Annotated in this window: 24 protein-coding genes; 10 read left to right on the plus strand and 14 right to left on the minus strand. The window is 62.1% G+C overall.

Annotation, left to right across the window (positions count from 1 at the left end; all coding sequences use genetic code 11):
• Positions 1 to 33: 33 nt before the first annotated feature.
• The 6 genes from panF to acs all read right to left on the minus strand — a co-directional run bounded on the left by panF (position 34) and on the right by acs (position 6,403).
• Positions 34 to 1,512, minus strand: coding sequence for a sodium/pantothenate symporter (gene panF, locus C2U40_RS03650; protein ID WP_103828427.1), 1,479 nt, complete (start codon positions 1,510 to 1,512; stop codon positions 34 to 36).
• A complete protein-coding gene (locus C2U40_RS03655) occupies positions 1,502 to 1,780 on the minus strand; it encodes a YhdT family protein (protein ID WP_016351749.1) in 279 nt (92 codons plus the stop codon). Before C2U40_RS03655 ends, panF begins: the two co-directional genes overlap by 11 nt.
• Positions 1,781 to 1,892: 112 nt before the next feature.
• Entirely contained in the window at positions 1,893 to 3,233 is a 1,341-nt protein-coding gene (gene accC / locus C2U40_RS03660; protein ID WP_011707113.1) for an acetyl-CoA carboxylase biotin carboxylase subunit, read from the minus strand.
• A 15-nt stretch (positions 3,234 to 3,248) separates the two neighbouring features.
• The gene (gene accB / locus C2U40_RS03665; RefSeq protein WP_011707112.1) at positions 3,249 to 3,704 is read right to left on the minus strand and encodes an acetyl-CoA carboxylase biotin carboxyl carrier protein; all 456 of its coding nucleotides are present in this window, start codon (positions 3,702 to 3,704) and stop codon (positions 3,249 to 3,251) included.
• 36 nt (positions 3,705 to 3,740) lie between these two features.
• Positions 3,741 to 4,190, minus strand: a complete 450-nt coding sequence (aroQ, locus tag C2U40_RS03670) for a type II 3-dehydroquinate dehydratase (protein ID WP_016351748.1) — start codon at positions 4,188 to 4,190, stop codon at positions 3,741 to 3,743.
• Between the two features lie 266 nt (positions 4,191 to 4,456).
• A complete protein-coding gene (gene acs / locus C2U40_RS03675) occupies positions 4,457 to 6,403 on the minus strand; it encodes an acetate--CoA ligase (protein WP_060389906.1) in 1,947 nt (648 codons plus the stop codon).
• Between the two features lie 168 nt (positions 6,404 to 6,571).
• Between acs and C2U40_RS03680 the strand changes: the two genes are divergently transcribed.
• Positions 6,572 to 6,868 carry a hypothetical protein gene (locus C2U40_RS03680; protein WP_103828428.1) on the plus strand — a complete coding sequence of 99 codons (297 nt, stop codon included), beginning with the start codon at positions 6,572 to 6,574 and terminating at the stop codon, positions 6,866 to 6,868.
• A 46-nt stretch (positions 6,869 to 6,914) separates the two neighbouring features.
• Here the strand turns inward: C2U40_RS03680 and C2U40_RS03685 are convergent, their stop codons facing one another.
• The 7 genes from C2U40_RS03685 to C2U40_RS26445 all read right to left on the minus strand — a co-directional run bounded on the left by C2U40_RS03685 (position 6,915) and on the right by C2U40_RS26445 (position 13,286).
• Positions 6,915 to 9,365 (minus strand): sensor domain-containing protein, encoded by a 2,451-nt coding sequence (locus C2U40_RS03685; protein WP_103828429.1) that lies wholly within the window; start codon positions 9,363 to 9,365, stop codon positions 6,915 to 6,917.
• 105 nt (positions 9,366 to 9,470) lie between these two features.
• Complete coding sequence (locus tag C2U40_RS03690; protein WP_029299278.1) at positions 9,471 to 10,103, minus strand: hypothetical protein; 633 nt, start codon at positions 10,101 to 10,103, stop codon at positions 9,471 to 9,473.
• Positions 10,093 to 11,232 (minus strand): hypothetical protein, encoded by a 1,140-nt coding sequence (locus C2U40_RS03695; protein WP_043167187.1) that lies wholly within the window; start codon positions 11,230 to 11,232, stop codon positions 10,093 to 10,095. The genes C2U40_RS03690 and C2U40_RS03695 overlap by 11 nt, the downstream gene beginning before the upstream one ends.
• 169 nt (positions 11,233 to 11,401) lie before the next feature.
• On the minus strand, positions 11,402 to 11,770 hold the full coding sequence (locus C2U40_RS03700; RefSeq protein ID WP_016351742.1) for a hypothetical protein: 369 nt from the start codon (positions 11,768 to 11,770) through the stop codon (positions 11,402 to 11,404).
• A gap of 7 nt (positions 11,771 to 11,777) precedes the next feature.
• The gene (gene torD, locus C2U40_RS03705) at positions 11,778 to 12,422 is read right to left on the minus strand and encodes a molecular chaperone TorD (protein WP_016351741.1); all 645 of its coding nucleotides are present in this window, start codon (positions 12,420 to 12,422) and stop codon (positions 11,778 to 11,780) included.
• 148 nt (positions 12,423 to 12,570) lie between these two features.
• Entirely contained in the window at positions 12,571 to 12,975 is a 405-nt protein-coding gene (locus tag C2U40_RS26440) for a GFA family protein (RefSeq protein WP_181014881.1), read from the minus strand.
• Between the two features lie 23 nt (positions 12,976 to 12,998).
• Positions 12,999 to 13,286, minus strand: coding sequence for a hypothetical protein (locus C2U40_RS26445; protein ID WP_181014882.1), 288 nt, complete (start codon positions 13,284 to 13,286; stop codon positions 12,999 to 13,001).
• A gap of 433 nt (positions 13,287 to 13,719) precedes the next feature.
• Here C2U40_RS26445 and glyA point away from each other — a divergent pair, with 433 nt between their 5' ends.
• From glyA to ribBA, 7 genes are all read left to right on the plus strand, one after another.
• Positions 13,720 to 14,973, plus strand: coding sequence for a serine hydroxymethyltransferase (gene glyA / locus C2U40_RS03715; RefSeq protein ID WP_011707102.1), 1,254 nt, complete (start codon positions 13,720 to 13,722; stop codon positions 14,971 to 14,973).
• A 128-nt stretch (positions 14,974 to 15,101) separates the two neighbouring features.
• Complete coding sequence (locus C2U40_RS03720; RefSeq protein ID WP_233768838.1) at positions 15,102 to 15,536, plus strand: hypothetical protein; 435 nt, start codon at positions 15,102 to 15,104, stop codon at positions 15,534 to 15,536.
• Between the two features lie 74 nt (positions 15,537 to 15,610).
• A complete protein-coding gene (locus C2U40_RS03725; RefSeq protein WP_103828432.1) occupies positions 15,611 to 15,943 on the plus strand; it encodes an NIPSNAP family protein in 333 nt (110 codons plus the stop codon).
• 122 nt (positions 15,944 to 16,065) lie between these two features.
• A complete protein-coding gene (gene nrdR, locus C2U40_RS03730) occupies positions 16,066 to 16,515 on the plus strand; it encodes a transcriptional regulator NrdR (protein ID WP_010675395.1) in 450 nt (149 codons plus the stop codon).
• 96 nt (positions 16,516 to 16,611) lie between these two features.
• Positions 16,612 to 17,721, plus strand: a complete 1,110-nt coding sequence (ribD, locus tag C2U40_RS03735; RefSeq protein ID WP_016351736.1) for a bifunctional diaminohydroxyphosphoribosylaminopyrimidine deaminase/5-amino-6-(5-phosphoribosylamino)uracil reductase RibD — start codon at positions 16,612 to 16,614, stop codon at positions 17,719 to 17,721.
• A gap of 54 nt (positions 17,722 to 17,775) precedes the next feature.
• The gene (locus tag C2U40_RS03740; RefSeq protein WP_103828433.1) at positions 17,776 to 18,429 is read left to right on the plus strand and encodes a riboflavin synthase; all 654 of its coding nucleotides are present in this window, start codon (positions 17,776 to 17,778) and stop codon (positions 18,427 to 18,429) included.
• A 141-nt stretch (positions 18,430 to 18,570) separates the two neighbouring features.
• Entirely contained in the window at positions 18,571 to 19,680 is a 1,110-nt protein-coding gene (ribBA, locus tag C2U40_RS03745; protein WP_017409298.1) for a bifunctional 3,4-dihydroxy-2-butanone-4-phosphate synthase/GTP cyclohydrolase II, read from the plus strand.
• Positions 19,681 to 19,743: 63 nt separating this feature from the next.
• Here the strand turns inward: ribBA and C2U40_RS03750 are convergent, their stop codons facing one another.
• Complete coding sequence (locus tag C2U40_RS03750; protein ID WP_103828434.1) at positions 19,744 to 20,943, minus strand: S1 family peptidase; 1,200 nt, start codon at positions 20,941 to 20,943, stop codon at positions 19,744 to 19,746.
• A 197-nt stretch (positions 20,944 to 21,140) separates the two neighbouring features.
• Between C2U40_RS03750 and ribH the strand changes: the two genes are divergently transcribed.
• The gene (ribH, locus tag C2U40_RS03755; RefSeq protein WP_016351731.1) at positions 21,141 to 21,611 is read left to right on the plus strand and encodes a 6,7-dimethyl-8-ribityllumazine synthase; all 471 of its coding nucleotides are present in this window, start codon (positions 21,141 to 21,143) and stop codon (positions 21,609 to 21,611) included.
• A 14-nt stretch (positions 21,612 to 21,625) separates the two neighbouring features.
• On the plus strand, positions 21,626 to 22,039 hold the full coding sequence (gene nusB / locus C2U40_RS03760; RefSeq protein WP_011707095.1) for a transcription antitermination factor NusB: 414 nt from the start codon (positions 21,626 to 21,628) through the stop codon (positions 22,037 to 22,039).
• Positions 22,040 to 22,088: the final 49 nt, after the last annotated feature.

Raw genomic sequence — 22,088 nt, forward strand, 5'->3', positions numbered from 1 at the left:
ACACCCATTTTGGGATAGTTTCGGAACCCTTTATTAATCCATCGATGATTGCGGCTCAAACAAGCGCCGCACATGCTGGCTCGGGGCCGGGGTCAGCAGGCTGACCAGCACGAAGGCAATCAGCCCCAGCCCCAGGCTCGGCACGATGGCGTGCAGGCCGGCCGGCTTGATCTCCCACTGGCTCAGGATGGCGTAGCAGAGGATGCCACACACCATGCTTGCCAGGGCCCCCGGGCCGTTGGCCCGCGACCAGTAGAGGCCGAGCACCAGCGGCCACAGGAACACTGCCTGCAGGCCGCCGAAGGCGAGCAGATTGAGCCAGATGATCATCTCGGGTGGTTGCAAGGCTGCAAGCAGCACCAGCGTGCCCAGGATCAGGGTGCAGAGCAGGGAGAGGCGCGGCACCCGCACCTCCAGCTTCTCCTGGCCGGCCTTCTCCGGACTCAAGTAGTTGAGGTAGAGATCCTTCACCAGGGTGGCGGAGGCCTGGATCAGCTGGGAGTCGATGGTGGACATGATGGCCGCCATGGGCGCCGCCAGGAAGACCCCGGCCAGCCAGGGGGGCAGTACCTCCATCATCAGGGAGGGCATGATCTTGTCCGGGCTGTCCATGCCGGGCAGGATGGCGCGGCCCAGAGCGCCGGCCAGGTGCATGCCGAACATCAGCAAGGCGCTGACGATGGTGCCGATGAGGATGCCGCGATGGAGCGCCTTGCTGTCGCGATAGCCGAAACAGCGCAGCGCCGAGTGGGGCAGCCCCACCACCCCGATGCAGACCAGCACCCAGAAGCTCAGCATGAAGGGCTGGGTCAGCAGGTCGCCGGCCCCCTGCGGGCTCACCAGCTTGGGATCGATCACCTTGAGCTGGTGGATGAGGTTGGGCAGGCCGTCACCGGCCACCAGAGTGCCCGCCAGCAGGGCACCGGTGCCGATCAGCATGATGATCCCCTGCAGCGCATCGGTCATTACCACGGCGCGAAAGCCGCCGATCACCGTGTAGAGCAGCACGCAGCTCGCAAACAGCAGGAGCCCCTGCTGATAGCTGAGGCCGGTGGCGGTCTCCAGCAGACGGGCGCCACCGATGAACTGCACCACCATGGTGGCGATGAAGGCGAGGATGATGGTGACCGAGCCTAGCACCACCACCGCCTTGCTCTGGTAGCGGGCCCACAGCATGTCATTGATGGTCACCGCATTGACCCGGCGGGCGATGATGGCGAACTTCTTGCCAAGCACCCCCAGGGTGAGCCAGACGGTGGGCAGCTGGATCATTGCCAGCAGCACCCAGCCCAGCCCGATCTTGTAGGCCGCTCCCGGCCCGCCGATGAAGGAGGAGGCAGAGGTGTAGGTGGCTACCAGGGTCATGGCCAGCACCAGCCCGCCCATGCTGCGGTTGCCGATGAAGTACTCCTGCACAAAGTCACCGCCCACTCGGTGGCGGCTAGCCCAGAAGCCGACTCCCAGCACCAGCACCAGATAGATGCACAGCGGCAGCATCAGCTCAAGATTCATGGGAAGGCTCCTTGGCATCGAGGGGAGGGGAGTCGAGGGGGATGTCCACGAACAGGCGATCCACCATCAGGCCGCATAGCACGATGAACAGCAGCGGCATCAGGATGCAGCTGAGCAGGAACCAGAGCGGCATGTCCCAGCATTCGATCTCTGCGGGGATGAAATAGGCCGTGCCATACCAGGCAAGGAAGTAGAGCAGGGTCAGCAGCAGGCAGAGGGCTGCTTCCCGGCGAGCGAGCGCGAAACGATTCACCTTGGCCTCCGACAATTTTGAGGGGCGCAAGGATAACAAAAAAGGGCCATGTCGCCATGGCCCTTTTTCAACAGAGGCTCCTTGCGGAGCCGACGTCCACCGACATTGCGGTCTTCGTCAAGGATCCTTACAGACCCAGCTTCTTGTGCAGGTAGTGGATGTTGGTCCCACCGTGCTGGAAGTTTTCGTCCTTCATGATCTCTTTTTGCAGGGAGACGTTGGTCTTGATCCCTTCCACCACCAGCTCGTCCAGCGCCTGACGCATGCGGGCGATGGCGACGTCGCGGTTTTCACCGTAACAGATGAGCTTGCCGATCATGGAGTCGTAGTAGGGCGGCACCTTGTAGCCGGCGTAGATGTGGGAATCCCAGCGTACGCCCAGACCACCCGGCGCGTGGAAGCGCTGGATCAGGCCCGGAGACGGCATGAAGGTGGCCGGGTCTTCGGCGTTGATCCGGCATTCGATGGCATGGCCACGGATGCGGATGTCCTGCTGGGTGATGGACAGGGGCTGACCGGCGGCAATGCGCAGCTGCTCCTTGATCAGATCCACGCTGGTGACCAGCTCGGTGACCGGGTGCTCAACCTGGATACGGGTGTTCATCTCGATGAAATAGAACTCGCCGTTCTCGTACAGGAACTCGAAGGTGCCCGCACCGCGGTAGCCGATCTCGATACAGGCGCGCACGCAGCGCTCACCGATGAACTTGCGCATCTCTTCGGTGATGCCGGGTGCCGGCGCCTCTTCGACCACCTTCTGGTGACGACGCTGCATGGAGCAGTCGCGCTCGCCCAGATAGAGGGCGTTGCCCTGGCCGTCTGCCAACACCTGAATCTCGATGTGGCGCGGGTTCTCCAGGTACTTCTCCATGTAGACCATGTCGTTCTTGAAGAACTGGCCTGCCTCGGATTTGGTCAGCGCGATGGCGGCAGACAGCTCGGCTTCACTGCGCACCACGCGCATGCCGCGACCACCACCGCCGCCGGCGGCCTTGATGATCACCGGGTAGCCAATGCGTTTGGCGATGGCGGCGTTGTGCTTGGCATCGCTGTCGACCGGACCGTCGGAGCCCGGTACGCAGGGCACGCCCGCTTTCTTCATCGCCTCGATGGCGGAGACCTTGTCGCCCATCAGGCGAATGGTCTCGGCGCGCGGGCCGATGAAGATGAAGCCGGATTTCTCGACCACTTCGGCGAAGTCGGCGTTCTCGGAGAGGAAACCGTAACCCGGGTGGATGGCGACGGCACCGGTCACCTCGGCAGCGGCGATGATGGCCGGCACATTGAGGTAGGAGTCGGTACTGGCCGGCTTGCCGATACAGATGGTTTCGTCGGCCAGCAGCACATGCTTGAGCTCCCGGTCGGCGGTGGAGTGAACGGCCACTGTCTTGATCCCGAGCTCTTTACAGGCGCGCAGGATCCGCAGGGCAATTTCACCGCGGTTGGCGATGACTACTTTGTCCAACATGGGTGGCGACTTCCCTTATTCGATGATGAACAGCGGCTCGTCGAATTCGACGGCCTGACCATTTTCAACCAGGATCGCTTTGATCACACCGGCCTTGTCAGACTCGATTTGGTTCATCATTTTCATGGCTTCGACGATGCACAGGGTATCGCCGACATTGACGTGCTGACCGACTTCCACGAACGGTTTGGCTTCCGGGCTGGAGGAGCGGTAGAAGGAGCCAACCATCGGGGAGCGCATCAGGTGACCGCTCGGGATGGCGTCGGCAGCCGGGGCAGCAGCAGCCGGTGCGGCGGCAGGAGCGGCAACCGGGGCGGCAGCTTGTTGCATGATCATCTGCGGAGCAGCGGTCACCTGACCGGAGAAGTTGCGGCTGATGCGAACGGACTCTTCACCTTCGGAGATCTCCAGTTCGGCGATGCCGGACTCTTCAACCAGTTCAATCAGCTTCTTGATTTTGCGGATATCCATTAGCATTCTCTTTCTTCTTTATCTGATCAGTGATTATCAAGCCGCGCGCAACTGGTGCACGGCCGCGGTTAAAGCGAATTGGTAGCCATCGGCCCCCAGCCCACAAATGACCCCCTTGGCGACATCAGACAGATAGGAGTGATGACGGAAGGGTTCCCTGGCATGGACGTTGGACAGGTGAACCTCAATAAAGGGGATGGCCACACCCAGCAGCGCATCGCGGATGGCGACGCTGGTGTGAGTGAAGGCGGCCGGGTTGATGATGATGAAATCCACCTGACCCATGGCCTGGTGGATGCGGCCGACCAACTCATGTTCGGCATTGGATTGCAGGTGTTCCAGTGTGACCCCGAGTTCGCCGGCGTTGTGCGTCAGATCGGCGACGATCTCATCGAGCGTCTTGCTGCCGTAGATGCCCGGTTCCCGTTTGCCCAGCAGGTTCAGGTTCGGCCCGTTGAGCAGGAGAATTCGGTGTTTTTGCGACATATTGAGTACATCCTCGATGATAATGCTGCTATCTGTCAGCCATCTTGTGGACTATCAGAAATCTAGTCATTTTCTGCGCAAATCGGTGTGCACTGGCACACAGATTTCGCAATTATATTGATTTCGTGAAAATTAGCAGCATTTTACTGGTCTAATCTCTACATCTGTCTATTTTTTGCGCTAATTGGTGCGTTGTTGAAACGCTCAGTAGCAAAGACGACAAAGCCGGCTTGAGGCCGGCTTTGGAGGCAGGAACGCAGTCAGGATCAGGCTGCTTCCGACTTCTCGCGGATCAGCTTGTCCACCACGCCCGGATCCGCCAGGGTGGAGATATCCCCCAGGCTGTCGGTCTCGCCGGTGGCGATCTTGCGCAGAATTCGCCGCATGATCTTGCCGGAGCGGGTCTTGGGCAGCCCCTCGGCCCAGTGGATCACGTCCGGGGTGGCGATGGCGCCGATCTCCTTGCGAACCCACTCCTTCACCTCTTTATGCAGCTCCCGGCTCGGCTCCTCGCCGGCGATCAGGGTGACATAGGCGTAGATGCCTTGACCCTTGATCTCGTGCGGCACACCCACCACCGCCGCTTCGGCGATCTTGGGATGGGAAACCAGCGCGGATTCAATTTCGGCGGTGCCCATGCGGTGACCGGAGACGTTCAGTACATCATCCACCCGTCCGGTGATCCAGTAGTAACCATCCTCGTCGCGACGGGCACCGTCGCCGGTGAAGTAGCGGCCGGGGAAGGTAGAGAAGTAGGTCTGCTCGAACCGTTCGTGATCGCCGAACACGGTGCGCATCTGGCCCGGCCAGGAGTCGGTTATCACCAGGTTGCCCTCGGTGGCCCCCTCCAGCGGCTCGCCCATGTTGTCCACCAGCGCCGGCTGCACGCCGAAGAAGGGACGGGTAGCCGAGCCTGGCTTGAGATCGGTGACGCCGGGCAGCGGGCTGATGAGGATGCCGCCGGTCTCGGTCTGCCACCAGGTATCGACGATGGGACAGCGCTCCTCGCCGATGGTGCGGTAGTACCACTCCCAGGCTTCCGGGTTGATGGGCTCGCCCACCGAGCCCATGATGCGCAGGCTCGAACGGGAGGTGTCGGCTACCGCCTCGTTGCCCTTGGCCATCAGCGCGCGGATGGCGGTGGGGGCGGTATACAGAATGCTGACCTGGTGCTTGTCCACCACCTGGCTCATGCGGTTGGTGGCCGGGTAGTTGGGCACCCCTTCGAACATGATGGTAGTGGCGCCGTTGGCAAGCGGCCCGTAGACCAGATAGGAGTGGCCGGTGACCCAACCCACGTCGGCGGTACACCAGTAGATGTCCTCTTCGTGGTAGTCGAAGATGTACTTGAAGGTGAGGGTGGCGTAGACCAGATAGCCGCCGGTGGTGTGCAGCACCCCCTTGGGTTTGCCGGTGGAGCCGGAGGTGTAGAGGATGAAGAGCGGATCTTCGGCCCCCATCGCCTCGGGCGGGCAGTCGGCGCTGACGGTGGCGACGGCGTCGTGCCACCAGATGTCCCTGTGGTTGTGCCAGGCGATGTTGCCGCCGGTGCGTTTGAGCACGATCACCTTGTTGACCTTGGTCTCCGGGTTGGTGAGCGCTTCATCCACATTCTTCTTGAGCGGCACCGGACGGCCGCCGCGCAGCCCTTCATCGGCGGTGATGACGATGGAGGAGCCGGAGTCGATGATGCGACCGGCCAGGGCTTCCGGCGAGAAACCGCCGAACACGATGCTATGCACCGCACCGATGCGGGTACAGGCCAGCATGGCGATGGCGGCTTCCGGCACCATGGGCATGTAGAGGCAGACCACGTCGCCGCGATGCACTCCCTGCGCCTTCAAGACGTTGGCAAACTTGCACACCTCGGTGTGCAGCTCGCGGTAGGTGAGCTTGCGATCTTCGGCCGGGTTGTCCCCTTCCCAGATGATGGCGACCTTGTCGCCGCGCTGGGCCAGATGGCGGTCCAGACAGTTGGCAGAGACGTTGAGCAGGCCGTCTTCATACCATTTGATGGAGACGTGGCCCGGATCATAGGAGGTGTTCTTGACCCTGGTGTAGGGCTTCATCCAGTCGAGGATCTTGCCCTGCTCGCCCCAGAAGGCATCCGGATCCTGCACCGAGGCCCGGTACATGGCTTCATAGCCTGCCTTGTCCAGCAGGGCGCCGTTGCTGATGTGGGCTTTGACCGGGTAGACCTTGCTCTCGCTCATGTGTCACTCCTTTGAATACATTCTTGTAATGATTAGGTAACAACTTATACCTTTGGCGGGGGAGGGCAATTAGACTTTTGGATAGATGGCAACATCCGCTTACAGTCGAGCCGATGACAATTCATCGCTGATTGGGTAAAACGTCGTTTTAGCGACGGAGATAGTCCCATGTTGACCCTGCTATTGTGCTCCTCCCTCTGGCAGTTCGAGGCCCCGCAGGCCACCGATGAGGCCGCATTGGCCGCCCCCCATGCCAACGGCCTTGCGTTGACACCGGCACAGCCCGCTTCGCCATCCCTGCGGGACCACATCAGCGGCCAGTTGAGCGAGGCCTGGCTGGCGCGCAAGCCGTCGGTGTCCGTCACCCTCGAAGAGAAAAAATCCTCCTATCCGCAGGACGCGTTGCTGGAAGAGTCACGCCGGCAGCAGGACGAAGGGTGGGATGCCAGGCTGACCTTCAACTGATGAGCGTCACCTGCGCCGCTGGCGCGGCGCGGATCCAGGCACACCGCTAGCACCAGGCGCCCTTGCGCGAGCCCAGCTGCTCGGCCAGATGGGGCTCGGCCAGCGGGTGGCTGAACAGATAGCCCTGCCCCTCCTGGCAGTGCAGTGATTGCAGAAACTGGCGTTGGGCCTGGGTCTCAATCCCTTCGGCAGTGACCACCATGCCCAGGCTGTCGGCCAGGTTGATGATGGTGCGGCACAGCTCCCGGCTGTGCTTGTCGTCGGGCAGTGCCTGCACGAAGGTGCGGTCAATCTTGATGCGATCGATGGGCAGGCTCTTGAGCAGGCTCAGGGAGGAGAAGCCGGTGCCGAAGTCGTCGATGGCGATCTGTACCCCCAGTGCCTTCAGGCGTCTGAACAGCTGCAGGCTCTGATCGACCCGCTGGATGATGCTCTCGGTGACCTCTATCTCCAGCTTCTCTGGCGGAAAGCCGGTTTCGGCCAGGATGGCGGCGACCCGCTCCACGTAACCTGCCGAGCGCATCTCCCGCACCGACACATTGATCGACAGCCTGGGTACCGCCAGTCCGGCGGCCAGCCACGCCTGTCCCTGCCGGCAGGCGGTGCGCATCACCCACTCACCGATCTGCTCGATGAGCCCGCACTCCTCGGCCACCGGGATGAAACGGGTGGGTCCTATCATCCCCTCGCTGGGGTGCTGCCAGCGCAGCAGGGCCTCCAGCCCGCTCATGCGGTTGCTGGCGAGCTCCGTCATGGGCTGATAGAGGACGCAGAGCTGATGCTGCTCGATGGCCTTGAACAGTCCCTGCTCCATGCTCATTCGCTCCCGGGTCTGCTCGGTCATGTCCGGGGTATAGAACAGATAGCCGTTGCGGCCCCGGTTCTTGGCCTCGTACATGGCGCTGTCGGCGGCGCTGACCAGGGTATCCGGGCTGGTGGCGTGTTCCGGATAGAGGGCGATGCCGATGCTGGCGGAGACGGCCACCCGCTCGTGGTCGAGTTCGACCGGCTCGCGCAGGCTGGTCAGCAGTTGCTCGGCGAGCCGCTCCAGCTCCTGTGGCCGTTCAAAGAAGGGGATCAGCACCAGGAATTCATCGCCACCGAGTCGGGCGGCCACGTCGTTGTGGCGCAGGACGCGGCGGATCCGCTCGGCCAGCAGCTTGAGCAGCTCATCACCGGCGCGATGGCCCAGGGTGTCGTTGATCAGCTTGAAGCCGTCCAGATCGATGAACAGCAGGGCCAGTTGCTGGTGGTTGAGCTGGGCAGTCTTGAGTTCCAGCTCCAGCCGCTCCTGCAGCAGGTTGCGGTTGCCGAGCTCGGTCAGCGGATCGTGATAGGCGAGGTGATTGAGCTGTGCTTCGGCCTTGCGAATGGCACTGATGTCGGAGAAGGCGATGACGTAGTTGGTGGTGTTGTGGCGACTGTCGTGCACGGCGCTGACATGCTGCCAGGAGGTGAAGTAGCCGCCATCCTTGCGCAGACACATCATCTCGCCATGCCAGGCGTGACTGCCGGGCAGCAGGGTATGCCAGGGATAATCGATGTCGGTGTGGCGGCGCGGATGCATGATGGCCTCCGGCGACTTGCCCACGATCTCCGCCTCGTCATATTGGGTCATGCTGGAAAAGGCCGGGTTGACCGAGATGATCTGGCGCTGGCCATCCATGATGATGATGCCTTCGGCGGCGGTCTCGAACACCACGTTGGCCTGGCGCAGCTTGTCCTCCTGGTTGCAGCGACTGGTGGCATCGTGGATCACCCCGGTGATGCGCCGCCCCTGATGGTCGGTGGCCGCCACGTGATCGGCGTGAATGTCGACCCAGCCCCGCAACTGATCCGGCCCGAGATAGCCGAGGGTGAGGTGAATGGGGGCCATGCCGTTGACCGCCGCCCTGAACTGCTCGCCAGAGAGCGGATCGAAGCGCTTGATGAACTGCTCCATCCCCCCCTGAAACTGGCTGGCCGTGGTGCCGAGCAGGCGCTCGACCTGGCCGTCAAACTGCAGCCTGTCCTCCGTCACATGCCACTCCCACACCCCGATCTGGCCGGCACTCATGGCCAGTTGCAGCCGCTGCTGTGCTTCGACCTGCTCGGTGACGTCCCGCACTATGGTGAGGATGCGGTCGGGCACCCCCTGTTCGTCCAGCATGGGGCTGTAAATCGCCTGCCAGTGGCGCTGCCGGCCCTGGTGGGCCGCGGTATGGCCGCTCAGGTTCAGCTCGACCCGGGGGACGCCGCTGCTGATGATCTGCTGGAACAGGGGTTCCAGCACCGGAGCCAGCGTGGGGACGATTTCGCGCAGGTATCTGCCGTAGTGCTCTTCTCGGGAGAGACCGTTGAGATCGGCCAGGGTCTGGTTGACGCTGCGGCAGCGGAAGTGGCGGTCAAACACACCTATGCCAAACGGGGCCAGTTCGAACAGCTGTTGCAGCTCGTTCATGTTCAATTGCCCCGCCAGCGGTGGATCCGGCATGGCATTGAAAGTCTCTTCGCCCATTGCGCGCTCCTGAATTGACTTCTTTGTCATTTAAGCTGCTGTCAGTATGGCATGAAGCATTCTGGAGGGAAGAGAGGGGGCGTCATTCGCCCCCTTTTTGCGGTGTTACCAGCTGAAGTGATAACTCAGGGTCAGGTTGATCATCGGTTGCCAGTCGTGCTCCTTGATGAGCCACTGCTTGGCGCCGAACTCGGTGCCAAGGCGCCACTGCTGCCAGCGCCAGCTGCGTTCCAGCGTGACTCCCCAGTCCCGCAGGCCCTCGTCTGCCCCATAGGCGGCCATGTGGGCCTGACTGCCCCGGGTCAGCCAGAGGTTGAGGGAGATCTCGGCCGGCAGCGGCAGGCTGTGCTCCATGTACCAGAGCTGGCCATAACGGCCGCTGACGTCATAGAGCTGGCCCAGGGTGAGCTGGTGATCGTCGTCTAGTTGCCAGCCGAGACGCCAGAAGGCGCTGAAGCGGTTGCGATCGACCACCTGCATGGGCGCGACGCCGACCGCGAAGAAGCTCTTTTTATAGAGCGGCAAGGCCAGCCCGGCGCTCTGGCCATCGGCGAAGAGCAGGCCGACCTGGGTTTCCCGTTCATAGGCAAGCCAGAACTGCATGCTGGCATCGGCGCTGACCCCCGCCTGATTGCTGCCGAGCTGCCACTGACCGCCCAGCTGCCACTGGTTGTCCGGCTCTTTGGCCGACAGGGGCAGGGTCAGGAACAGCAGCGGCAGCCAGCACTTATTTGCCATAGAGCCGTGCCCAGTCCCGGTCCTGATGCATGCCCATCAGGTGGCAGATGATGCCGGAGCGCTGGAAGGCATAGATGAGCAGCACGCTGGTGGCGCTGAGCGCCATGATGAGGCCGAAGTTGTTGGGCAAGATGGTACCCTGACGGGCGGTCCACCACAGCAAGAGCGGGCCCCACAGGTGCACGAAGATGCTCTTGTGGAAGATGAAGACGGTCAGCGAGTACATGCCGATCCAGTTGAGCGGGCGCCAGCACAGCCGGATGTTGCGCTGATGCAGCCAGAGCACGGCCCCGATCACCAGAAACTCCATGCCCCAGATGCCGGCGCGGCCGACCATGTCCATCGCCAGTTCGTGCTCGTTGGCGTAGATGTCGCTGAGCTCGACCGTGCTGGTCTCGCCGAACATGAGATAGACGGCCAGCGCCAGCAGCGAGAGCGTCAGCACCAGGGCGTTGAGGCGGTCCCGCCATTGGGGCCGCTGATGCCAGCACCAGCCGTAGAGGAAGCCGAAGCAGCCGCTGGCCATGAAGAGGTCGAGGCGGGCATCCAGCTCGTAGTCGGGGTGCACGTGCAGTTTCATCCAGCCGTCGATGTGACCGAGCAGATCCTGCACGCCGAGCTGATCCAGCAGCAGGCTGAGCAGAGTCAGCAGCAGCATGCCGCGAATGCCGAACCAGGCGTAGACCAGCGAGAAGAGCGCCAGCAGGCACATCCACAGCATCACCGGGTAGAACGAGATCGCCTCGCCGAAGTTAGGGGCGATCACCAGCCCTTCCACATAGAGCACCAGAATGATGCTGGCGAACAGCACCAGCTTGCCGCCCAGTTGCGGTCTGAAGCTGGCCTGATCGCGGCGGCTGAGGTTGAAGGCGGCCAGCGCCAGGTAGATCTGGCTGACCCAGGGAATGAGCCAGGCCGAGACCTGGGCCGTGGTGTGATCCATGGGCAGCAGCTGGCCGGCCATCGCCTTGTGCGACAGATAGAAGCTGTCCCACAGGGCGTGTTCCCGGTTGAAGAAGTCGATGTACCAGTAGTTGAGGTAGCCGGTGTAGTGCTCGAAGACGGCCATGAAGATGACGAGCCCTCGCAACAGGTCGAGACCCGTGATGCGTGCATCCTGTGGAGGCATGCTGATGCTCCTGCATTGGTTGGAAAAGGAGCGGCACTATAACGGTTGCGGCGAAACTGAACGGGAGCTGAATGTAAGCGAATGTTACCAGCAATTGAGGGCCTGCCCTTGTGACAAGGGCGGATGGGCGGATCGGGCTGTCATGATTTGTAATAGTTTTGGCGGTTTATCAGCCTTTCTGGCGGCCGAAGGCCTGGATGCCGCGCACCAGCACCAGCAGGCCGAGCCCGTGAAACGGCAGCGCCAGGGCGAGCAGCAGCAGCCAGTGGGCCTCGCTGCCGCTGCTGTTGATGAAGTCGACCCAGGCGGCCAGCAGGGCCAGCATGCCCGCTATCTGGAAGCGACGGCGCAGCACCACCTCCACCCCGAGATTGGCGAGATAGAGGGTCAGCAGGATGCCGGCGAAACCGGTGAGCTGGGCGGTGCCGTAGAGGACGCGGTCCGGGTTGAACAGCAGGGTCACGAGGGGGGTAAGGCCCTGATCCAGCGGGATCAGGGCCAGCAGCCAGCAGGCGATCAGCAGCAGGGCCGTCTTCATGTCGAACTCAGTCGGCGGCTGGCGCCGGTTTGACCAGGCTGAGGTAGTTGGCATCCATGGTGAGGAAAACCCCCAGCAGGCGGGCGCTGGCGCCGTAGAAGCCAAACGGATCGGCGGCGCGGCAGGCACGCTCGAAATGCGGGAACCAGGCCAGCAGATGGCCGTGCAGCAAGGCCTCCTGCTCGCCTAGCCACTGTTCGCGCAGGTCGGCGCTGGCGGCTTCGGCGGCGCGGATGATGAGATTGCCCATCAGATCCAGTTCGACCCCCAGATGATCGACCGGTTGTTGGTATTTGGCGCTGACATCGATATTGAGCCGGCTCAGTCGCGCCTGCATGCGCTCGAGCGCAGCGGCGTCCTGGTGGGCGGATTCATGGGGAGAGACGGCGTCGTTGGCCAGGAACAGCTCATGGAAGTCGCTGGCCAGCGCGTTGGCACGCTCGGGGCGCACCAGCAGGCGGGCGATGGCGTCATTGAGCTCGGCCACGGCCGGGCGCATGGGATCGAGCGTGGAGAGGCTCTTCAGGAAGCTTCGCACATCATAGCTGTCGTATTCGGCGATCTGTTCGTCGCTGAGCTGGGCGGTAAACAGGGTGGCAAACCACCAGTAAAGTTCGGCCCGACGTTCGCTAGTGGCCAGAAATTCCTGCATTTTTCCTCCGTGGATGGCAAGCGGGAAGCAGACTGAGCCCGATTCTAACGGCTTTGGCAGAAAAGTTAACCCATAGGTGACAATCCGCCGAACAAGTCGGGAAAAACGCCGCCAGAGGCGGCCTTTTCAGGGCATGTCGGCGACGGTGTCAGGCGGTGGGGCGAGTCTCGAACTGCGGCAGCTCATCGGTGATCTCGTGCCAGGGGGCCTTGGAGCCGACGAAAATGTGAAAGCCGGGTCGCTGGCTCGGCGCCGTGTCGAGAATGCCGAGGCGCAGGTTCAGCTTGCCGCTGCTGCGCTTCTCGCTGAACAGGCTGGAGCCGCAGTGGCGGCAGAAGGCGAGGGTGGTCTCGGGGGATTTCTGGAAGCGGCTGATGGCCTCCTCTCCTCGAGAGATGGTGACGAGCGCGCCATCCAGGCCGCCCACCGGAGCGTAATCGGCGCCGGAAAATTTGCGGCACTCGGAACAGTGGCAGTTGCCCAGATAGTCGAAGCGGTCGGGCAGGCTCAGGGCGACGGCGCCGCACAGGCAGCTGGCGGTCAATGATGTCATCTTGCGGATCCTTGGCTGATGGGTCAGAGCTCCTCGCGATAGAGCGTCTTCTTGCAGCGGGTGCAGATATGCTGGCGCCGGAAATCGGTCTGGTGCACCAGGCCCACATCCAGTTGCTGATGGTGGCCGCAATGAATGCAGAAGATGATGTCGCCATCGATGGCTTCCGGGTGCGCTGCCAGATACTGCTCGCGGGTGGGCAGTTGATCCCACTGCGTGACAAAGGGACTCTTGCGAGTGTCGGTATAGTAGATCCAATAGAACAGCGCGAATACCGAAATAATCAGAAACAGCATCAGGTTATCCAGCATGGCTTACTCCCGTGAGGTCTGCGGTGCAAAGAGGCAAGGGGGTGACGTGAGCAGCAGTTGACCGGATGCGATGAGAGGGCCCTTCCGTTGCCGGTCGCGTCGTTGCTGCGCATGCCGGGCAACCGCTGTGCCAGCTAAAGATGTTATCTGTTAGTAAATGCTATATCCATGATCTGGCTCTGGTTTTGGCAGTTAGGCCAGTCCGGGCCCGGTCATGTTGCTCGAGTGGTGACAGGGGATCGCACGGCTGGCGTGGGTGTCGGGTGATGACGGTCCAGCCGATTGGGGAGCATGGTCATTGTGAATTTCGCGACACATTTTACATTTTTTAAACAAATTTTTGGGTGGTTGGACTGTCTCTTTGATCCAGCTCACGTTACAATGCGCCTGCCCACTTCACCTATCGCGCAAACGATTTTCAGGAGATAAACGGATGTTGAAACGTGACATGACCATTGCCGGCTATGATCCAGAGCTGTGGCAGGCCATCACAGACGAGACCCGTCGTCAGGAAGAGCATATCGAGCTGATTGCGTCCGAGAACTACACCAGCCCCCGTGTCATGGAAGCCCAGGGCTCCCAGCTGACCAACAAGTACGCCGAAGGTTACCCCTCCAAGCGTTACTACGGTGGTTGCGAGTATGTGGATGTGGTTGAAACCCTGGCTATCGAGCGCGCCAAAGAGCTGTTCGGTGCCACCTACGCCAACGTGCAGCCGCACTCCGGCTCCCAGGCCAACAGCGCCGTCTACATGGCCCTGCTGCAGCCGGGCGACACCGTGCTTGGCATGAACCTGGCCCACGGCGGTCACCTGACCCACGGCTCCCCGGTCAACTTCTCCGGCAAGCTGTACAACATCATCCCCTACGGCATCGACGAGTCCGGCAAGATCGACTACGACGACATGGAACGTCAGGCGGTCGAGCACAAGCCGAAGATGATGATCGGTGGCTTCTCCGCCTACTCCGGTATCGTCGACTGGGCCCGCATGCGCGAAATCGCCGACAAGGTCGGTGCTTGGCTGTTTGTCGACATGGCCCACGTGGCCGGCCTCATCGCCGCTGGTGTCTACCCGAACCCGGTGCCCCACGCTCACGTGGTCACCTCCACCACCCACAAGACCCTGGCTGGTCCGCGCGGTGGTCTGATCCTCTCCGCCGCCGACGACGAGGAGCTCTACAAGAAGCTCAACTCTGCCGTCTTCCCGGGTGGTCAGGGTGGCCCGCTGATGCACGTCATCGCCGGTAAAGCGGTGGCCTTCAAAGAGGCACTGGAGCCGGAGTTCAAGACCTATCAGGCTCAGGTCGTGAAAAACGCCAAGGCGATGGCTGCGACCTTCATCGAGCGCGGCTACAAGATCGTCTCCGGCGGTACCGACAACCACCTGATGCTGGTTGACCTGATCGGCCGTGAGCTGACCGGCAAAGAGGCCGATGCGGCCCTTGGCAAAGCCAACATCACCGTCAACAAGAACTCCGTGCCCAACGACCCGCGCTCCCCGTTCGTCACCTCCGGCGTGCGGATCGGTACCCCGGCCATTACCCGCCGTGGTTTCAAGGAAGCCGAGTCCATCCAGCTGACCAACTGGATCTGTGACGTGCTGGACAACCACGACAACGATGCCGTGCTGGCCACCGTACGTGAACAGGTGCTGGACATCTGCCGTCGTTTCCCGGTGTATGCCTGATAACGGCCCTCACCCGGTTTGAGACCAATGCCACCCACGGGTGGCATTGTTTTTTGTAGCGTTTGACAACACAGGAGGGCCTGATGACGCTGAACGGTGAAGAGCATAGCGGGCAAGGCAATCTGACCATGGCCAGCGAACAGCAAGAGCTGGCACTGGAGGCTGCGCTCAGGCAGGCGATCCGCGCCCAGTACCACTTTCGCGCCAGCGAACAGGGGCTGCTGGCCTGGGATGTGCGCCGGCTGGTGCGACTGAGCCGCGATCTGCCGGTGCAGGCGGTGGCGCTCGGCGAGATTGCCGAGCTCGATCAGGTGCACTGGTACGGCCATGACGCCGCCCGCCCCACGGTGCGCAGCGTGGTGGAGCACTGCCAGTTGATGATGGCGGCCGATCTCGCCTATCCCATCCTGCTGGACAGCGCCGGCCGGGTCATGGATGGCATGCACCGGGTAGGCAAGGCGTTGCTGCTGGGCCACAGCAATATCGAGGCCCGCCGCTTTGCCGTGGATCCCGAACCCGATTATCAGGGCTGCGACCCCGATGCCCTGCCTTATGACGACTGAGCTCGGTTGACTGGATAGTCAGGGTGAACATCGGAAACACTATTTTCAAGAGATGGATTGCAGGAGATAGTTCAGTGAAGAGAGTGCTAGAGATTCGGAACTATCGGCTCAAAGCCGGGAGTGGAGCGATTTTTCATAAGTTGGTGGCAGAGCAGAGTTTGCCTCTACATCGTGAGTGGGGGATGGATGTGGTGAACCACGGACCCTCCCTACATGATCCGGACGTTTATTTTTTGATGCGGGCTTACGATGACCTTGAGGAATTGAACCGTTCACAGGCGGCATTCTATGCCACTGAAGCATGGCGGACAGGTCCGAGAGAAGCCATTGTCGAGTTGATCGAGAGCGACGCCAATACTGTGCTCTGGTTGTCTGATGTTGCCATTGATGCACTCCGTGGTTGCTGATGGCATCTGTCACATCCCTTGTTTCCACGGGCTTTTACCGGTTCCGGATGGCCGTGCTACACTGGCCGGCCTAGAGCCTGCCCCCGGGGCCGGCGCCCTTTTCCGTCAACGCCGGAGGTCCGATGCATTGCCCTTTCTGTAGTGCGGTAGATACCAAGGTGATCGATTCCCGTCTGGTGGCCGAAGGCCATCAGGTGCGCCGCCGTCGCGAATGTCTGCTCTGCCACGAGCGCTTCACTACCTTCGAGATGGCCGAGCTGGTGATGCCCCGCGTCATCAAATCCAATGGCTCGCGCGAGCCGTTCAACGAAGACAAGCTGCGCGCCGGCATCTTGCGGGCGCTGGAGAAGCGGCCGGTGAGCATGGAGGCCATCGAAAAGGCGGTCAACCACATCAAGTCCCGCCTGCGCGCCACCGGCGAGCGCGAAGTCGCCTCCCAGCTGGTGGGCAATCTGGTGATGGACGAGCTCAAGAGCCTGGACAAGGTGGCCTATATCCGCTTTGCCTCCGTCTATCGCAGCTTTGAAGACATTCGTGAGTTCGGCGAAGAGATCGCCAAGCTGGAGAAGTAAGTCTTTCTTCCAAACCAGGTTGCCGCGTTCGATTACGCTGCGCTAATCGAACCTACGATATTGCGTAAGCCTGGATGTGCTGTCAGAGGAGCCCAGATGTTTAGTCAAGATGATTACCAATGGATGAGCCGGGCCCTCGAACTGGCCCGCCGCGGCCGTTACACCACGGCCCCCAACCCTTGCGTCGGCGCCGTGCTGGTGAAGGCCGGCGTGGTGGTAGGAGAGGGCTGGCACCAGCGGGCCGGCGAGCCCCATGCCGAGGTGTACGCCCTGCATGCCGCCGGTGACAACGCCCGTGGCGCCACCGCCTACGTGACCCTGGAGCCCTGCTCCCATCACGGGCGCACCCCGCCCTGCGCCGAGGCGCTGATCAAAGCCGGGGTGACCCGTGTGGTCGCCGCCATGGTGGATCCTAACCCTCAGGTGGGTGGACGCGGCCTGCGCATGCTCTCCGAGGCTGGCATCAAGACCGATTTCGGCCTGCTGGCAAGCGAAGCCGAGGCGCTCAACCCGGGCTTTTTCAAGCGGATGCGGACCGCGTTTCCACAGGTAACGGTCAAGCTCGGCGCCAGCCTGGATGGTCGTACCGCCATGGCGAGCGGCGAGAGCCAGTGGATCACCTCCCCGGAGGCGCGTCGCGACGTGCAGCGACTGCGGGCCCGCCACGATGCGGTGCTCTCCAGCGCCGAGACGGTGCTGGCGGATAACGCCTCCCTCACCGTGCGCTGGGACGAGCTGCCTGCCTCGGTCAAGGCCGTCTATCCCAAAGAGACCCTGCGCCAGCCGCTGCGGGTCATCGTCGATTCGCAAAACCGGCTCACCCCTGATCTGCCGCTGTTCCAGAGCGAGGGCCCGGTACTGCTGGCTCGCCACAAGGCATCCGGTGAGTGGCCCGCCTGGGTGCAGCAGCTGGAAGTACCGCTGCTGGATGGCAAGTTGGATCTGGTCAGCCTGTTCATGCTGCTGGCCAAGCAGAACGTCAACTCTGTGCTGGTGGAGGCGGGACCGCGGCTGTGCGGCGCCCTGCTGGACAAGGGGCTGGTGGACGAGCTGGTACTCTATCAAGCGCCCAAACTGATGGGGGATGAGGGGCGCGGCCTGTTCCACCTGCCGGGGCTGACCCGGCTGTTCCAGGCGCCCAAGCTCAACATCAAGGATGTGCGCATGGTGGGGCCGGATATCCGCATTACCGCCAAACTGGCCTGATTTATCAATGTTAAAGGGGGCGGTACCGCCCCCGTCATCAGCAAGGTGATCTGCATGTTTACCGGAATTATCGAAGCGGTGGGAACCCTGGCCGAGCTGCGCCGCCAGGGTGAGGACATGGCCCTCACCGTGCACGCACCGACCCTGGACTTCAGCGACGTCAAGCTGGGCGACTCCATCGCCACCAACGGCGTCTGCCTCACCGTGATCGCGCTCAGCGACAAGAGTTATACCGCCGACGTGTCGCTGGAAACCCTCTCCCGCACCGGTTTCGCCAGCGCCAGGGTGGGGGATCGGGTCAACCTCGAGAAGGCATTGATGCCCACCTCTCGCCTTGGCGGCCACCTGGTGTCCGGCCATGTGGACGGCATCGGCGAGGTGAAGAGCAAGTCCGCCAGCGGCCGCGCCATCGAGTACTGGATCAAGGCGCCGGGCGAGCTCTCCCGCTACATCGCCGAGAAGGGCTCGATCGCGGTGGACGGCATCAGCCTCACCGTCAATGCCGTGCAGGGGGATCTGTTCCGGCTGACCATAGTGCCCCACACCGCCCAGGAGACCACCATCGCCCAGTGGAAACCTGGCTACAGGGTCAATCTCGAGGTGGATCAGATTGCCCGCTATCTGGAACGGCTGATGACGGGCAAGCGCGAGGAGAGCAGCGCCTCCACCTTGACCCTGGAAAAGCTGGCCCAGTCCGGCTTCCTGTGATGGACCCTCGGCGGGAAAAACGCTTTTCTGTGATCCCGCGCCGATTGAAATGGGGCCTCCTGTGCCCCATCTAGAGCACAATAGGCAGTATCAAGCCGAGCCGACTGGCTCAATCCCCGCAGCATGTTGATGGAGTAGCCCATGGCGCTAAGCACGACCCAGGAAATCATTGCCGATATCAAGGCTGGCAAGATGGTGATCCTGATGGATGACGAAGACAGGGAGAACGAAGGGGACCTCATCATGGCCGCCTCCTGTGTCCGCCCGGAAGATATCAACTTCATGGCCCGCTACGGCCGGGGGCTCATCTGTCTGACCCTGACCCGGGATCGCTGCAAGCAGCTGGCGCTGCCGCTGATGGTCGATCGCAACAATGCCCAGTTCTCCACCGCCTTCACCGTGACCATCGAAGCGGCCGAAGGGGTAACCACCGGCATCTCCGCCGCCGACCGCGCCGTCACCGTGCAGGCGGCTGTCGCACCGAACGCCAAGGCGGCTGATCTGGTGCAGCCCGGCCACATCTTCCCGCTGATGGCGCAGGATGGTGGCGTGCTGACCCGCGCCGGCCACACCGAGGCCGGTTGCGATCTGGCCCGGCTGGCGGGTTACGAGCCGGCTTCCGTCATCGTCGAGATCCTCAACGAAGACGGCACCATGGCGCGCCGCCCTGATCTGGAGCTGTTCGCCGAGCAGCACGGCATCAAGCTCGGCACCATCGCCGACCTCATCGAATACCGCAACCAGCACGAGACCACGGTAGAGAAGGTGGCCGAGTGCAAGCTGCCCACCGAGTTTGGCGAGTTCGACCTCATCACCTTCCGCGATACCATCGACAACCAGGTTCACTTCGCCCTGAAAAAGGGTGAGGTTAAGGCCGAGCAGCCGACCCTGGTGCGGGTCCATCTGCACGACGTGCTGAGCGATCTGCTGTTGACCGATCGCCACAGCGCCCGCAGCTGGCCGCTGCCCAAATCCATGGCCCGCATCGCCGATGAAGGCGGGGTGCTGGTGATCCTGGGAGCGGAAGCTCACGGCGCCGAGCTGCTGGCCCGGGTCAAGGGGTTCGAGGCGGCGGACAAGGGGCTGGCACCGGAAGGGGCCAAGTGGCAGGGCACCTCGCGCCGGGTCGGCGTCGGTTCCCAGATCCTCAAGGCGCTGGGCGTCGGCAAGATGCGCCTGTTGAGCTCACCGAAGAAGTATCATGCCCTCGGCGGTTTCGGCCTGGAAGTGGTGGAGTACGTCGGCGAATAAGTCTGATGTGATGAAATGAATATGAAGTAAGGGATGACATCGGTCATCCCTTGTTGTTTTGCCTCAGCGGCGCCGGCGCAACCAGGCCAGCGGCAGCAGCAACAGGGCTGCGAATCCGGTGGCGCCACCACCGCCACTGCTTGAAGTGGTCGTCGTGGTGGTATCCGGAGTCTTGGTGGGCTCGCTGGTGAGACTGATCAGGGCCCCTTCAAGACGCTGGCTCGCCCCCTGTTCATTGGTGGCGGTGAGTTCAACGCCCTGCACGCGAAGGGTACCGACAGTATTGTTGCCATCGGCGCGAAGCCGCAGGGTGCAGGTTTGACCCGCTTCCAGACGGGCGGCGCAGCCGTTGCTCATGGCGGGGGCGTCGCTGTAGATGCCGCTCAGGGTGACCGCCTGGTTGCTGCGGTTGGCCAGCAGGTAGTCGGCCCAGCCACTGGTGCCTGAAGGCAGGATCAGGCCGCGGACCGTGGTCAGGGTGACGCCTTGCTGCTGCTCGGCGATCCAGTCACTGAAGGCGGGGGCGTAGACATAGCCACCGGCGCTGCCGGTGGCGCAGGGGAAGGCCCCGTAGCTGGTCACGCCGACCAGTTGTCCACCATAAGTGAGCGGACCACCGCTGTCGCCTTTGCAGGTGTCCTGACCGGCCAGCTTGCCGGCGAAGATATGGGTCGTGGTCGGGTCACCGTACCAGAAGTCCCGGTCTCCCCGATAGGCGAGATCCACCGCCAGCAGCTGCGGGCTGGCTTTGGTCGCGCTGGGGTCGATGCCACCGTACCCCAGGGCATGCAGCATGGTCGTGTTCTGCTGCCAGGTATCCTTGATGACGGGGTCGGCGATGGCGATCGGTGCCTGGGTAACGGGCGTGGCAAGGTGCAGCAGGGCCACGTCCGAGGCGTTCGGGGTGTCGCGATAACCCAGATTGGTCAGCAGGTTGACGTAATACTCCGGGTGCATCAGCACCTGGTCGACCTTGCTGCGAAGGTGAGGGCGGCTGAGATCACTCACCCCGATGGCCACTTCCATGGGGCCGGACTGGGCCTCTGCGACGCAGTGCGCAGCGGTGAGTACCCACTGCTTGTCGATGAGGGTGCCGCCGCAGAAATTGCTCCAATTGCCGTTGACGACTTCGCCGACGGCCACCATCCAGCTGGGGGCTGTCACGGCGCTGCCGCCGATGATGCGCGGGCTGCCAGCATCGGCTTGAGCAGCCAGCGGCAGCAGGCAGGCGAGTGCGACGCCGCTGCGTTTGAAATCCAACATACTGAACTCCTTGGTGTTATTATTTTAACCCGTAGTAGGGTGACGTATTATTATCAGGTCGGATCAGTTAAGCAAAAAGTCAATTGCACTCTCGTTGCCAGAAGTGTGATGCATGTTTTTGTCCGATTCCCCTTTGTGCTAGAATGTGCGCACTTTTGACTCCGGCCCCTTTTGATTGCACAGAGACAGGATTTCCCATGAAGGTTATCGAAGGAAATATCGCCGCTCCTGAGGCGCGCGTTGCTATTGTCGTTGCCCGTTTCAACAGCTTCATCAACGAAAGCCTGGTGGACGGTGCGGTAGACGTACTGAAGCGTCAAGGTCAAGTCCAGGACAGCAACCTGACCCTGGTGCGAGTGCCGGGCGCAGTCGAAATCCCCCTGGCCATCAAGAAGCTGGCCAAGAGTGGTCAATATGACGCCATCGTGGCGCTGGGCACCGTCATCCGTGGCGGCACCTATCACTTCGATCTGGTGGCAAACGAGAACAGCAAGGGCATGGCCCAGGTAATGATGGAATATGAAATTCCGGTTGCCTTCGGCGTACTGACCACTGAAAACATTGAACAAGCCATCGAGCGTGCCGGTACCAAGGCGGGTAACAAGGGTGCAGAGGCAGCATTGAGCGCGCTCGAAATGATCAACGTCCTGAAACAGCTGGACGTGTAACGAGGAGAAATGCATTGAAACCGTCCGAGCGCCGCAAGGCCCGCCATTGTGCCACCCAGGCCATCTACCAGTGGCAGATGACCAAGGCCAACGTGGGCGACATCGAAGAGCAGTTCAAGATCGATCAGGACACCAAGGGTGTGGACCTGAACTACTTCCGCGATCTGCTGTTCGGAGTAGCCCTCCACTGCAACGAGCTGGATAAGGTCTTCGCACCTTTCCTCTCCCGTCCGCTGGAAGAAGTGGACATGGTGGACAAGGCGATCCTGCGTCTGGCGACCTATGAGCTGACCCGTCGTGATGATGTGCCGCCGCGCGTGGCCATCAACGAAGCGATCGAGCTGGCCAAATCCTTTGCTGCCGATGACAGCCACAAGTTTGTCAACGGTGTACTGGACAAGGTGATCAAGTCGCTGAACAAGCGTTGATCCTGCTGTCCGTCAACAGCATCTAAGAGAGGAGCCAGCTTATTGCTGG

This window comes from Aeromonas sp. ASNIH4 (assembly GCF_002934425.1).
Lineage (GTDB): Bacteria > Pseudomonadota > Gammaproteobacteria > Enterobacterales > Aeromonadaceae > Aeromonas > Aeromonas hydrophila.

Excerpts from the sequence above, each read along its gene's own strand:
- glyA (WP_011707102.1), top strand. The coding sequence starts at position 13,720 with ATGTTGAAACGTGACATGACCATTGCCGGCTATGATCCAGAGCTGTGG.
- C2U40_RS03690 (WP_029299278.1), bottom strand. The coding sequence starts at position 10,103 with ATGGCAAATAAGTGCTGGCTGCCGCTGCTGTTCCTGACCCTGCCCCTG.
- acs (WP_060389906.1), bottom strand. The coding sequence starts at position 6,403 with ATGAGCGAGAGCAAGGTCTACCCGGTCAAAGCCCACATCAGCAACGGC.
- aroQ (WP_016351748.1), bottom strand. The coding sequence starts at position 4,190 with ATGTCGCAAAAACACCGAATTCTCCTGCTCAACGGGCCGAACCTGAAC.
- C2U40_RS03680 (WP_103828428.1), top strand. The coding sequence starts at position 6,572 with ATGTTGACCCTGCTATTGTGCTCCTCCCTCTGGCAGTTCGAGGCCCCG.
- accB (WP_011707112.1), bottom strand. The coding sequence starts at position 3,704 with ATGGATATCCGCAAAATCAAGAAGCTGATTGAACTGGTTGAAGAGTCC.
- nrdR (WP_010675395.1), top strand. The coding sequence starts at position 16,066 with ATGCATTGCCCTTTCTGTAGTGCGGTAGATACCAAGGTGATCGATTCC.
- torD (WP_016351741.1), bottom strand. The coding sequence starts at position 12,422 with ATGCAGGAATTTCTGGCCACTAGCGAACGTCGGGCCGAACTTTACTGG.
- C2U40_RS03685 (WP_103828429.1), bottom strand. The coding sequence starts at position 9,365 with ATGGGCGAAGAGACTTTCAATGCCATGCCGGATCCACCGCTGGCGGGG.
- panF (WP_103828427.1), bottom strand. The coding sequence starts at position 1,512 with ATGAATCTTGAGCTGATGCTGCCGCTGTGCATCTATCTGGTGCTGGTG.
- C2U40_RS03720 (WP_233768838.1), top strand. The coding sequence starts at position 15,102 with ATGGCCAGCGAACAGCAAGAGCTGGCACTGGAGGCTGCGCTCAGGCAG.
- C2U40_RS03700 (WP_016351742.1), bottom strand. The coding sequence starts at position 11,770 with ATGAAGACGGCCCTGCTGCTGATCGCCTGCTGGCTGCTGGCCCTGATC.
- C2U40_RS03695 (WP_043167187.1), bottom strand. The coding sequence starts at position 11,232 with ATGCCTCCACAGGATGCACGCATCACGGGTCTCGACCTGTTGCGAGGG.
- C2U40_RS26440 (WP_181014881.1), bottom strand. The coding sequence starts at position 12,975 with ATGACATCATTGACCGCCAGCTGCCTGTGCGGCGCCGTCGCCCTGAGC.
- ribH (WP_016351731.1), top strand. The coding sequence starts at position 21,141 with ATGAAGGTTATCGAAGGAAATATCGCCGCTCCTGAGGCGCGCGTTGCT.
- C2U40_RS03740 (WP_103828433.1), top strand. The coding sequence starts at position 17,776 with ATGTTTACCGGAATTATCGAAGCGGTGGGAACCCTGGCCGAGCTGCGC.
- ribD (WP_016351736.1), top strand. The coding sequence starts at position 16,612 with ATGTTTAGTCAAGATGATTACCAATGGATGAGCCGGGCCCTCGAACTG.
- C2U40_RS03750 (WP_103828434.1), bottom strand. The coding sequence starts at position 20,943 with ATGTTGGATTTCAAACGCAGCGGCGTCGCACTCGCCTGCCTGCTGCCG.
- accC (WP_011707113.1), bottom strand. The coding sequence starts at position 3,233 with ATGTTGGACAAAGTAGTCATCGCCAACCGCGGTGAAATTGCCCTGCGG.
- C2U40_RS26445 (WP_181014882.1), bottom strand. The coding sequence starts at position 13,286 with ATGCTGGATAACCTGATGCTGTTTCTGATTATTTCGGTATTCGCGCTG.
- ribBA (WP_017409298.1), top strand. The coding sequence starts at position 18,571 with ATGGCGCTAAGCACGACCCAGGAAATCATTGCCGATATCAAGGCTGGC.